This window comes from Roseomonas sp. GC11, from assembly GCF_024437745.1.
GTDB lineage: Bacteria > Pseudomonadota > Alphaproteobacteria > Acetobacterales > Acetobacteraceae > Pseudoroseomonas.
Window position 1 is genome coordinate 1 of the sequence record NZ_JANFNY010000012.1, and the last position, 11,591, is coordinate 11,591.

Sequence of the window (11,591 nt, forward strand, 5' to 3'; positions counted from 1 at the left end):
GGTGTACTCCACCCCGCCCGCCTGGGGCGGCAGGGCGGCGGCGCGGGCATCGCCCGGCGCGCCGGTGGCGATGTAGCGCACGGCCAGGCCGCTGCCCGCCAGCAGCGCCAGCAGGGCACGGGTGAGCGGCCCGCCCTGGGCGTTCACCTCCAGCACGCGCAGCGGGCGGTCGCGCGGCCAGCCCGCCACCAGGCTGGCCACGCCGCGCGCCAGCACGCCGGCCAGCCGCTCATACCCCGCCGCCTCGGACGGGGGCAGCAGGGCCTCGGCCGGCAGCGCCGGGAGGGCGGGAGCGAGGGAAGGCGCGAGGGCGGCGGGCAGCCGCTCCGCCGCCAGGGCCTGCCAGGCCAGTTCATGCGCCAGGGTGGGGGATTCGGCCAGCAGGGTGCGCCAGATTTCCCCCGCCTCCGGCAGGTCCTCCGGCGGGGCGAGGCGCCAGCCGCCGCCGGTGGCGGGCTCGGCCAGCCCGTCCTCCGCCAGGGCGCGCAGCAGCGCCTGGGCATAGGGGGTGAGGCCGAGCGGCGGCAGCGTGCCATCCGGCGCGGCGCGGGCGCGCAGCGCGGCATGGGCGCTGGCCACGGCGTGGCCCTCCAGCAGCAGGGCGGTCTCGCCCAGATCCTGCGCCGAATCCTCGGCCAGGGCGGCGGCGGCGGCGGCGTCCAGGTCGGCCACCAGATCGGCCACCTTGGGCCCGGCCGCGTGTTCTGTGCCCGGAGGCACCGCCTCCGGCTGAAGGCCGGCCGGCTGCGCGGCCAGGAGGAACACCGCCTCCTCCACCGCCGGGCGCGGCGTCAGGCGGATGCGCTGCATCCAGCACTCCTCCACCCGCGCCACCGGCTGCCCGCCGCCATCGCGCAGCAGCAGGCTGCAATGGCCCGAGCGCTCGCCGCGGTGGTGCAGCACCAGCTCGGCCCGCACCGGCGGCGGCGCGCCGCGCCGCACCACCACGCGGCCGAAACGCACCGGCACCACGGCGCGGCCATCCGCCACCTCGCCGGGCGAGAGCAGCTCCACCACCCCCTGCAGGGCGCCATCGAAGCGCGCGGGGTGGAGGAGGTAGCCCGCCTCCTCCGGCGGGGCCTCCGGCGGCAGGGTGAGGCGCAGCGTGGCACAGCGGCCATCGGCCGAGAGCCGCGCCTCCTCCACCGCCGCGAAGGCCGGGCCATAGCCCAGCAGGAAGTCCCGCGCCCGGGCGCGCGTCGCCGCGCCGGGCACCAGGGCGCCATCGGCCGGGGGCGGTGGCTGGTCGGGCAGGGCGGCCAGGGCGGCGGGCGCCACCTGGCCGCGCAGATGCAGCGTCCAGCCCTCGCCCGAGAGGCGCGGCCGGCTCTCCAGCCGGAAGAAGCCCTCGGCATCGAGCTGGCTGCGCAGCTCCCGCGCGCGCTCGGCGGCCAGCGGCATGGCGCGCAGGATCTGCATGTCGCGCAGTTCCAGCGCCGGGGCCTCGGGGAAGGCCAGGGCGCCGGCGGCCAGCGCCATCTCCAGCATGGCGGTGGCGGGCAGCACCGGCTCCCCGCCCAGGCAGTGATCGGCCAGCCAGGGCTCCAGCGTGGTGTCGAGCAGCCGCGACCAGCGCCCCGGCTCCGCCCCCTGGCGGAAGCCGAGCAGCGGGTGGTCCTGCCGCGGGTCGGTCAGGCGCAGGGATTCCGGGCTGGGGGTGAACCAGTGGCGCTGCCGCTCGAAGGGGGTGAAGGGCAGGCCGCGCCGCTCCGCCGGGCCCTGCCAGGCGGCGCCGCCGCGCGGGTCCGCCCCGGCGGCGAAGGCGCGGTCGGCCAGGGCGGGGAAGGGGTCCTCCTCGCCATCGCGGCGGGAGAGGGTGGGCAGCACCGGGGCCTCGGCCTCCGCCGCGCGCAGGCTCTCGCGCAGGTAGGATTGCAGCACCGGGTTGGGGCCGATCTCGATGAACAGCCGCGCCCCGGCATCCACCGCCGCCTGCACCGCCGCCTGGAAGCGGACGGGGGCGCGCAGATTCTGCCACCAATAGGCGGCATCGAGCGCCGCCCCCGGCAGCTTGCCGCCGGTGACGGAGGAGAGGAAGCCGAGCCGCCCGCCACCGGGCGCCAGCCCCTCCAGATCCGCCAGCAGCGCCGACCGCACCGGGTCCATGGCGGCGGAGTGGAAGGCATAGTCGAGATCGAGCTTCACCGCGGCGAGGCGGCGCGACTTGGCCTCGGCCACCAGCGTGTCGATGGCCGCCTCCGGCCCGGCGACGGTGATGGCGTTGGGGGCGTTGTAGGCGGCGATCTCCGCCCGCCAGCCTGCCGCGTCCGGGGCGCAGGCCTCGAGCAGCGGCGCCGCCGCCTCCGCCCCCAGGCCGAGCGCCGCCATGCGGCCGATGCCGCGCCGGCTGTGCTGCGCGCGCGAGCGCGCCACCACCAGCCGCACCGCCTGTTGCAGCGTCAGGATGCCGGCGGCATGGGCCGCCGCCACCTCGCCCACCGAATGGCCGAGGCAGAAATCCGGCCGGATGCCCTCCGCCGCCAGCGCCGCCAGGATGCCGAGCTGCACCAGGAAGAGCAGCGGCTGGGCGCGGTCGGTGCCGGCGAGGTCCTCCGCCGTGACCCCCTGCTTCAGCAGCGCCGCGCCGGACCAGCCGGTGAGCGGGGTGAGCAGCGCATCCGCCTCGCGCACGGCGTTGCGGAAGGCGGCGTTGCGCGCCATGGCGGCGCGCGCCATGCCGGCATGCTGCGCGCCATTGCCGGAGAAGACGAAGGCCACATGCCCGGCGACGCCGGGGCGGGCGATGCCATGGGTGACGCCCGCCGGGCGCTCCCCGGCCAGCCAGGCCTCGATCTGGGCGTCCAGCGCCTCCACCCCCTCGCCGCGCAGGGCGAGGCGGTGGGCATGCAGGTCGCGGTGGCGTGCGGCGCCGCGCAGCAGGGCGCAGCTGAGGCTAGTTTTGTCAGAGGCGCCGCTGGCGTTTTTCTGGCTGTTGGCGCCGTTGGCGCCATGCCGGGCCAGCGTGCCGCGCCACTCCACCGCCAGTGCCCGCAGCGCCGCGGCCGAGCGGGCGGTGAGCAGCAGCGGCGGCGCGCTGTTGCGGAGCGCGCGCGGCGCGGCCGTGGCGCGCGGCGGCGCCACGCCCAGCAGCAGGCTGGCATTGGTGCCGCCGAAGCCAAAGCTGTTCACCCCCGCCACGCTGCGCGGCCCGATCTCCACCGCCTCCAGCGCCGTCGGCACGCGCAGGTTCAGCCCGGCGAAGTCGATATTCGGGTTGGGCGTGTGGAAATGCAGGTTGGGCGGCACCGCGCCGCGCTCCAGCACCAGCATCGCCTTGAACAGCCCGGCCATGCCGGAGGCGGGCTCCAGATGGCCGATATTGGTCTTCACCGAGCCGATGGGCAGCGGCGTGGCGCGCCCCTGCGCCAGGGCGGTGCCGATGGCCCAGCTCTCCGCCGGGTCGCCCGCCTGGGTGCCGGTGCCATGCGCCTCGAAATAGGCGAGCTCCTCCCGCCCCACCCCGGCCTCGGCCAGGACGCGGTTGAGCAGCGCCGCCTGCGCCTCGCGGTTGGGCAGGGAGAGGCCGATGGTGCGCCCGGCGGCATTGGTGCCGCAGGCGAGGATGACGGCGCGGATGGCATCGCCATCCGCCTGCGCCGCCGAGAGCGGCTTGAGCACGACGGCGCCCGCGCCCTCGCCGCGCACATAGCCATCCGCCGCCGCGTCGAAGGCCTGGCAGCGGCCGCGGGCGGAGAGCATGCCGGCGCGCGAGAAGCCGGCGAAGGCGAAGGGGGAGAGCAGCAGCTGCACGCCGCCGACGATCGCCGCCTCCACCTGCCCGGCGCGCAGCGCGGCGATGGCGGCGGCCAGCGCCACCAGGGAGGAGGAGCAGGCCGTGTCCACCGTCTGCCCCGGCCCGCGCAGGTCGAACACGTTGGTCAGGCGGTTGGCGAGGATCGACAGGGTGTTGCCCGTCATGAAGTAGCGGTCGGTGCCGGCCGGGTCGGCCAGGCGCAGCTCCGCATGGTCGGTGGAGGAGCCGCCGACCCAGGCGCCGATCATCCGCCCGGCGAGGCGGCTGGCCGGCCAGCCGGCATCCTCCAGCGCCTCCGCCGTCACCTCCAGCAGCAGGCGCTGCTGCGGGTCCATCTCCGCCGCCTCACGCGGGGAGAGGCCGAAGGCCGGCGCGTCGAAGCCGGTGATGTCGCCCAGATGCGCGGCGGCGAAGCTGTAGGAACGGCCCGGCTCACCCTTGCGCGGGTGGTGGAAGGCGGCCTGCGTGAAGCGCCCCTCCGGCAGGGTGGAGACCGCATCCGTGCCGCTGGCCAGCATGTCCCAGAAACGGTCGAGGTCTGGCGCGCCGGGAAGGCGGCAGGCAGCGCCGACAATCGCGATGGGCTCCGGGGCGGCGCGATGGCCGGCAGATTTTCTGACTCTGGTCATTCCACATGCTCAACGCGCGGCCGGGGCTGCGCGCGCGGGGATGTCGGGGCGTGCCGGCATGGGGCGTGCCGGCGGCGGGCGGGCGGCAGAGCCCGCCCCCGCTCATGGCATGGCTTGCGCGCGGGCCGCAACCACCCCGCCCTGCACCACGCCCTGCACCACGCCGGCCTGCACCCTGCCACCCTGAACCATTCCACCCTGCCCGGCCCAGCCCCGGCCGGCGAGCGCCGGGGCCGTACCCCGCGCGGCCTCCCGGGCGGCCTCCCGCGCACCCTCGCGGGCGCCGTGGCGGCGGGCCGGGTTGGTCACATCCTCCAGCAGCCCATCGACAAGCTGGAAATGGTCGGCCCAGGCGGGGGCCTGCCACTGCGCCATGCGCGCCATCTGGGCCGCGCGGGCCGGGCTGGCGGGGCTGGCATAGTCCAGCACCGCCTCGCGCCAGGCGGCGCCATCCAGCGGGTCCAGGTAATCGGGCACTTCGCCGCCCACCTCGCGCAGCGCCGGCAGGTCGGAGCAGATGGCGGGCACGCCGGCGGCGAGCGCCTCGGCCAGCGGCAGGCCATAGCCCTCGGCGAAGGAGGGGAAGAGCAGGCCGCGCGCGCCCTGGAGCATCTCGGCCACCATGCGGTCCGGCAGCTGGCCGACCTCCTGGACGAGGCCGCGCAGCGCCGTGCAGCGCTCCAGGATGTCCACGATGTTCTCGTTCTCCCAGCCGCGCTTGCCGATGATGAGCAGGCGCGGGGCGGCGGCGCCGTGGGTGCGCGCCAGCTCGCGCCACAGATGCAGCAGCAGGAGATGGTTCTTGCGCGGCTCGATGGTGCCGAGGGCGACGAAATAGGGGTCCGTCCCGGTGGAGGACTGGGTGGAGGACTGGCCGCGCGGCGCGGTGTCGATGCCGAGCGGGGCGACGAGCACCGGCGGCGGCATGGCCCGCCCGCCCAGATGCGGCGCCAGCGCCTCGGCCGTGGCGGCGGAATTGACGATGACGCCATCGGCCAGCGCCGCCGTGGTGCCGATGCGGCGCAGATGCTTCTCCGCCTGGCCGGGGCGGGCATATTCCGGGTGGGTGACCGGGATCAGGTCGTGGATCAGCGGCACGAAGGCGCAGCCGGCGCGGCGCAGTGCCTCGATCGGCCCGGAGCGGTCGAGCGCCTGATGGGACACCAGCAGATAGGCGAGGCGGCGGCCGGAGGCGAGCAGGCGGCCGAGATCGCCGCGGCCGAGGCCGAGCAGCAGCCGCCAGCGGCCGAGCGCGCCCAGCCGGGCGGCGCGGCGGAAGGCCGGGCCATTGGCGAGGCCGCTGCTCCACGCCTCGGCCAGGGTGTCCACCAGCTCGGCCACCAGCTTGCGCGGCAGCAGGGCGAAGCCGCCATGCAGCTCCTGGCCGACGAAGCTGCACTGCTCAGGGTCCGCCGCCAGCCAGTGGCGGGCATAGGCCAGCTCCACCCGGTCGATGCCGGAGGGGGTGCGCTTGCGGCCGCAACCCAGCAGACGGGACACGTCCAGGATCACATGCAGGCCGTCGGAGCGCGATTCAGCTGGCATTCTGGATCCTCGGGCTACGGCGGCACCCTCCTGGCGTCACCGGCCGGATGGGGCATCCGGCGGGTCCAGAGTATGCTGCATCTGCGAACAAACTTCGTCACAATTTTGTGGAGCAGTTAACGCCTCGTCAATCTAATTTCTGAGAATGAACCTCCCTTCACCGGGGGTTAAGGATTGAATTTTTCGTTAAAAGAGTGAATTTCAAACCATTAACGCGAGGAGCGCCGCCGGATACCTCCTGGGGTTCATTCCTGGTTCGGCCTGATCTCATTGCGTGAGGCCCCATTTATTAACGCCTCCTGCATCGTCTCCGCGCTCTTGCGGCGGATATCGGCATAGGCCTGGGGCGTGTGGAAGGCGCTGTGCGGCGTCACGATCAGCCGCCCCGCCAGCCACGACTCGCCCCGGCGATAGGCCGCGAGCAGCGCCGGCACCGGCTCCACCGGCGGCTCCACCGGCAGCACGTCCAGCCCCGCCCCGGCCAGGTGGCCATCGCGCAGGCAGCGCTCCAGCGCCGCGATGTCGAGGATCGGGCCGCGCGCGGTGTTCACCACCACCGCCCCCGGGCGCAGCCGGCGCAGCGCCGCCTCGTCCAGCAGCCCGCGCGTGGCCTGGGTCAGCGGGGCGTGGAGGGAGAGGGTATCGGTGCCTTCCAGCAAGTCCTCCAGGCTGCGGGCGCGGGCGATGCCCAGGGCGCGCTCCACCCCGTTCGGCAGGTAGGGGTCGAAGAAGCGGACGCGGAAGCCGAAGGCCCTGGCGCGCAGCGCCACCGCCGTGCCGATGCGCCCCAGGCCTATGATGCCGAAATCCTGTTCCTCCAGCCGCTGCACCAGCGGGGTCTCGACCTGCTGCCAGGGGGCGGGTGGGTCCCGCCGCTGCAGATCATGGTGCAGGGTGATGCCGCGCCGCAGGGCCAGGGCCAGGGCCATGGCGTGGTCCGCCACCTCGGCGGTGCCGTAATCCGGCACGTTGCACACCATCACCCCGCGCTCGGCCAGGGCGGGGCGGTCCAGCCGGTCATAGCCCACGCCCATGCGGACCACGGCCTTCAGCTTCGGGAAGCGCGCCAGATCCCGCCCGTGCAGCCAGTTGCGGAAGATGAACAGGCCCTCCGCCTGGGCGCAGAGTTCATCCGGCAGGCCGTCCAGCCCGCCCTGCCCGCCGCCGCGGATCAGCCGGGCGCGGCCGGCGAAGATCTCATCCTCCAGGGCGGTGTCGGGGTAGAGCCCCTCGGGCTCCAGCACGGTGAGCATGGGCGGGCATCCTCCGGTTTGGATTCGTTGGGCGAAGGATGCGGGGGTGGGGTTGGGGGCGCAAGCCGGGGGGCCTATCCTCCGCCGCGGCATTTCCAGAGGGACCACAGGGCATGGCGAAGCGGCGCATTCTCATCACCGGGGCTTCCAGCGGCATTGGTGCGGCGGTGGCGCGCCGGCTGGCGGGGCCTGGCGTGGCGCTCGCCCTGCACACCCGCCACAACCGCGAGGGCGCCGAGCGCCAGGCCGAGGCCGCCCGCGCCGCCGGGGCCGAGGCCGTGGTCCTGCTGGGCGACCTGACCGAGCCGGAGGTGGCCGGGCGGCTTGTCGCCGAGTCGGCCGCCGCGCTAGGCGGGCTGGACGTGCTGGTCTCCAATGCCGGCTTCGCCGACCGCACGCCGGTGGGGGCGCTGACGGATGCGGCCTTCGCCCGCAGCCAGGAGGCGATTTCCGGCGCGCTGTTCCGGCTGGCGCGCGCCGCCGGGCCGCTGCTGGCGGAGGGGGAGGCGCCGCGGCTCGTCGCCGTCTCCTCTTTCGTGGCGCATAATTTCCGCACGGACAGCCCGGTCTTCCCCGCCTCGGCCGTGGCGAAGGCGGGGGTGGAAGCCCTGGTGAAGGTGCTGGCCCTGGAATGGGCGCCGAAGGTGACGGTCAATGCCGTGGTCCCCGGCTATACCCAGAAGGATGCCGGCGCCCATGCGGCGATGGACCAGAAGGCCTGGGACGCCATCATCAGCCGCATCCCGATGCAGCGACTCGGCCGCCCGCAGGATGTGGCGGAGGCCATTGCCTTCCTGGCCTCCGAGGGCGCCGCCTATATCACCGGGCAGTGCCTGCATGTGGATGGCGGGGTTGTTTTATGATTATTTTTAAGAACTTCTTTTTCTAAAGAAAAAGAAGCAAAAAGATTTTTCCAGTTTGCGTCCCGCCTCAGGCCTGAAGCGGGGCGCCAAACTGGAAAAGTTTTTTGGTTCTTTTTTTCAAAAAAGAACTTCTTGTCTGTTTTTCTCACTCCATCCGAATATCCGCTTCCTTCACCAGGGCGGCCATGCTGGCGCGGCCCTCGCGCACGAAGCGGGCGAATTCCGCCGGGTTGCTGCCCACCGGCACGGCGGCGAGCTGGGCCAGGCGGGCCTGCACCTCGGCCTCTTCCAGGGCGCCCTTCAGGGCGGCGTGCAGGCGTTCCACCAGCGGGGCGGGCAGGTTGGCGGGGCCGAACAGCGCCACCCATTCGGAGAGGGTGAGGCCGGGCAGCCCGGCCTCGGCGAAGGTGGGCAGGGCGGGCTGCACGGCCACGCGCTGCTCCGCCGCCACGGCGAGGAAGCGCGCCCGGCCTGATTCCACCACGGGCGAGGCCGAGAGCACGGTGATGAACACCGCGTCGAGGTTGCCGCCCGCGAGGTCGCGCGCCGCATCGGCGCCGCCGCGATAGGGGACGTGGGTGAGGCTGATGCCGGCCAGCCGCTGGAGCTGCGCCACGGCGAGGTGGCCGGCGGTGGCATTGCCCTGGGTGCCGATGTTGAGCTGCCCCGGCCGGGCCCTGGCCAGGGCGAGGAAACCGGCGAGGTCCCGGGCGGGCGAGTCGGCCTTCACCGCCAGCACCTGCGGGAAGGTGGTGACCAGCGAGACGGGGGTGAAGGCGGTGGCGTAGTCGAAGGGCAGGCCCTTCATCAGCGCCGGGTTCACGAGGTGCGAGGAGGCATCCCACAGCAGGGTCAGCCCGTCTGGCGCGGCCTGGGCGACGGCGGCGCCGCCCACGCTGCCGCTGGCGCCGGTGCGGTTCTCGACGATGATGGTCTGGCCCAGGCGCTCGCCCATGCGCGGGGCGATGGTGCGCGCCGCGCTGTCCGCCGCGCCACCGGCGGCGAAGGGGACGATCAGCCGCACCGGCCGCCCCTGGGGGGACCCCTGGGGAGAAGACCCTTGGGCGCGGGCGGCGGCGGGCAGGAGCAGCGCGGGGGCGGCGAGGAAGGCGCGGCGCAGCATGGGCTGGGTTTCCCTGTTGTTGTTCCGGTGTGTTGCGCCTCTGTCCCTGCCAGCCCTGGGGCGGGAAATCCATCGCTCAAACGTGTGCATGGCGCCGGGGATCGTGTGTGGCCCGCCTGCCTGGGCCGCGCCAAAGCGGGCGGGCCGAGGCGGAGATGGAGAGGCGAGGCATGGGATCGGGCTGGTCAGGCTGGGGTATGGCGTCGGCCCTGCTTCTGGTGGGCGGGATGGCGCTGTCGAGCCTGACGTTGCGGCCGTGGCTGATCGAGCCCCTGACGTTCCAGGGGGCGGTCTTCATGGCGAATGGGGTGGGGCTGCTGCTGGGCGCGGCGGTCAATTTTGGCCTGATACGCTGGCTGTCCCGCCGGCCGGAGGGCGGTGGAAGCCATAACTTCCTGGGCCTGAGCATGATCCTATGGTCGATGCTGGGCCTGCTGGCCGGCGTGGCCCTGATCGCTTTCGCCCTGGTCCAGTCCTGATGCGTGTTTCAGGCGGCGCCCGGCGACAGGACGCCAGCCTGAAAAAAGTTTTTTGGTTCTTTTTTCCAAAAAAGAACCCTTCCTCTTCTACTCTTTCAGTGTCGGAAAAACTTCTCCCGTCGTCCCATCGGCGATGCCGAGATCCGTCACATGCGGCCCGGCATTGCAGGCCAGGGTGGCGCCGACGATGGCCTTGAAGACGCGGTAGGGCGGCTCCCACTGGGTGAGCGGCCCCGCGGCGGCGCGCAGGGCGGCGAACTGGCCCGCCACTTCTGCCGTGGGCGCATCCGAGAGCAGCCCGCAGACCGGCAGGGGCAGCAGCGCGCGCAGTTCCCCGCCCTGGGCCACGGCCATGCCGCCGCCGCAGCCGATGAGGGCGTTGGCTGCCCGGGCCATCTCCTCCGGATCGTGCCCGAAGACGCAGAGATTGTGGCTGTCATGGGCGATGGTGGTGGCCAGCGCGCCCTGCCAGGCGCCCCAGCCTTCGAGCACGCCAAGGCTTGGCATGGCCGGGGCCAGGCCGTGGCGGTGCAGCACGGCGAGCATCGTGGCCTCGGGCGGCAGCGCGGCGTGGCCCTCGCGCACCGGCACGGTGATCTCGCCCCAGCGGGTGAAGCGCGGCTGGGCGACGGTGCGCAGCCGCGCCTCCGCCCCCGGTGCGGCGATGCGGAAGGTGGCGGGGGTGACCGGCGCCAGCTTCATGGTGTCGCGCAGGCCGGGCGGGGTGGCGCCGGGCAGCGGCGCGGCGAGGCGCCCGCCCGCGGCCACCAGCGCGCCGGAGGCAAAGACCTGCTCCACCGCCAGCCCCTCCAGATCGGAGAGCACCAGCAGATCCGCCCGCCGCCCTGGCGCCAGCAGGCCGAGATCCGGGCGGCCAATGCGCTGCGCCGCGTTCAGCGTGGCGGCGCGCAGGGCCTCCAGCGCGGGCATGCCGTAGCGCACCAGCCGGCGCAGCAGGTCGATCATGCCGCCCTTGTCCACCAGATCATCCGGGAAGACGTCGTCGGTGCAGAGGGTCAGGGTCTGCGGGTAGCGCGGCAGGGTGGCGAGGGCGGCGACGCAGTCGGGCAGCAGGTAATCATGGCTGCCGCGCAGTTCCACGGTGAAGCCGGCGCGCAGTTTTTCCAGAAGGTCGGCGCCGGAGACGATCTCGTGGTCCGAGCCGATGCCGGCGGTGGCGAAGCCCTGGAGGTCTGGCCCCGTCAGGCTGCGGGCGTGGCCGCAGACCAGCTTGCCGCTGGCCAGCCCGGCGCCGACGATGCCGGCCATGCGCGGGCTGCGCTCCAGCACGCCGCGCATGTCCATCACCTCCGCCACTCCGGCGATCTCCGGCCAGGACAGCATTTCTTCCAGGGTAGCGGGGGTGAAGTCGGCGCCGGCGCGTTCCAGGCCGGGGGCGGAGGGGACGCAGGAGGGGGCCAGCACCAGCACCCGCAGCGGCAGGCCGCGCGCCGCGGCGATGGCCCAGCGCACGCCCTCCAGACCGGCGACATTGCCCAGCTCGTGCGGGTCCCAGCAGATGGTCGTGGTGCCCTGGGGCAGCACCGTCTCGGCATAGCGGCGCGGCGTGACCATGGAGCTTTCGACATGCATATGCGTGTCGATCAGCCCCGGGGCGAGGATGCGGCCCGGGTGGTGGTGCCGTACCGCCGCATCCGCCCGGCTGCCCGGCGGGTGGAGGCTGGCCACCAGCGGGCCGACCAGGCCGAGATCGGCTTCCCGCAGCTCGCCCGTGGCCATGTCGGCCACGCGGGCGCCGGTGATCAGCACATCGAAGGGGGCGAGGCCGCGCGCCGCGCGCACGGCGCGGTCGCGGAGCGCCGGGTCATGCAGGGAAGGCGCGCTGGGCATGGCGGTGCGGCTCCACGGCGGGAAGGCACGGACGAAAAGCACAAACGAAAACGGGCCGCCTTTTCAGGCAGCCCGTTGAACTGGTGGAGCCAAT

Annotated in this window: 7 protein-coding genes; 2 read left to right on the forward strand and 5 right to left on the reverse strand. The window is 73.8% G+C overall.

From position 1 onward, the window contains the following. The 3 genes from NON00_RS05485 to NON00_RS05495 all read right to left on the reverse strand — a co-directional run. Window positions 1-4,383: type I polyketide synthase (locus NON00_RS05485; protein ID WP_256018256.1), on the reverse strand; the 4,383-nt coding region annotated here is incomplete at its 3' end. A gap of 102 nt (window positions 4,384-4,485) precedes the next feature. Continuing rightward, window positions 4,486-5,928 carry a glycosyltransferase family 1 protein gene (locus NON00_RS05490; RefSeq protein WP_256018259.1) on the reverse strand — a complete coding sequence of 481 codons (1,443 nt, stop codon included), beginning with the start codon at window positions 5,926-5,928 and terminating at the stop codon, window positions 4,486-4,488. 245 nt (window positions 5,929-6,173) lie between these two features. After that, window positions 6,174-7,181: a C-terminal binding protein gene (locus NON00_RS05495; protein WP_256018262.1), complete on the reverse strand. Its 1,008-nt coding sequence runs from the start codon at window positions 7,179-7,181 to the stop codon at window positions 6,174-6,176. 113 nt (window positions 7,182-7,294) lie between these two features. On the opposite strand from NON00_RS05495, the gene NON00_RS05500 reads away from it, so the two are divergent. After that, complete coding sequence (locus tag NON00_RS05500) at window positions 7,295-8,044, forward strand: SDR family NAD(P)-dependent oxidoreductase (RefSeq protein ID WP_256018264.1); 750 nt, start codon at window positions 7,295-7,297, stop codon at window positions 8,042-8,044. Between the two features lie 145 nt (window positions 8,045-8,189). On the opposite strand, the gene NON00_RS05505 is transcribed toward NON00_RS05500, so the two are convergent. Beyond that, window positions 8,190-9,167: a tripartite tricarboxylate transporter substrate binding protein gene (locus tag NON00_RS05505; protein WP_256018267.1), complete on the reverse strand. Its 978-nt coding sequence runs from the start codon at window positions 9,165-9,167 to the stop codon at window positions 8,190-8,192. A 197-nt stretch (window positions 9,168-9,364) separates the two neighbouring features. Here NON00_RS05505 and NON00_RS05510 point away from each other — a divergent pair, with 197 nt between their 5' ends. Continuing rightward, on the forward strand, window positions 9,365-9,646 hold the full coding sequence (locus NON00_RS05510) for a hypothetical protein (protein WP_256018270.1): 282 nt from the start codon (window positions 9,365-9,367) through the stop codon (window positions 9,644-9,646). Between the two features lie 87 nt (window positions 9,647-9,733). Here the strand turns inward: NON00_RS05510 and NON00_RS05515 are convergent, their stop codons facing one another. Beyond that, the gene (locus tag NON00_RS05515; RefSeq protein WP_256018273.1) at window positions 9,734-11,497 is read right to left on the reverse strand and encodes an adenine deaminase; all 1,764 of its coding nucleotides are present in this window, start codon (window positions 11,495-11,497) and stop codon (window positions 9,734-9,736) included. Between the last annotated feature and the right edge of the window lie 94 nt (window positions 11,498-11,591).

What these genes read in the sequence shown, in the direction of transcription:
- NON00_RS05490 (WP_256018259.1), bottom strand. Translation starts at nt 5,928, where the DNA reads ATGCCAGCTGAATCGCGCTCCGACGGCCTGCATGTGATCCTGGACGTG.
- NON00_RS05495 (WP_256018262.1), bottom strand. Translation starts at nt 7,181, where the DNA reads ATGCTCACCGTGCTGGAGCCCGAGGGGCTCTACCCCGACACCGCCCTG.
- NON00_RS05500 (WP_256018264.1), top strand. Translation starts at nt 7,295, where the DNA reads ATGGCGAAGCGGCGCATTCTCATCACCGGGGCTTCCAGCGGCATTGGT.
- NON00_RS05505 (WP_256018267.1), bottom strand. Translation starts at nt 9,167, where the DNA reads ATGCTGCGCCGCGCCTTCCTCGCCGCCCCCGCGCTGCTCCTGCCCGCC.
- NON00_RS05510 (WP_256018270.1), top strand. Translation starts at nt 9,365, where the DNA reads ATGGCGTCGGCCCTGCTTCTGGTGGGCGGGATGGCGCTGTCGAGCCTG.
- NON00_RS05515 (WP_256018273.1), bottom strand. Translation starts at nt 11,497, where the DNA reads ATGCCCAGCGCGCCTTCCCTGCATGACCCGGCGCTCCGCGACCGCGCC.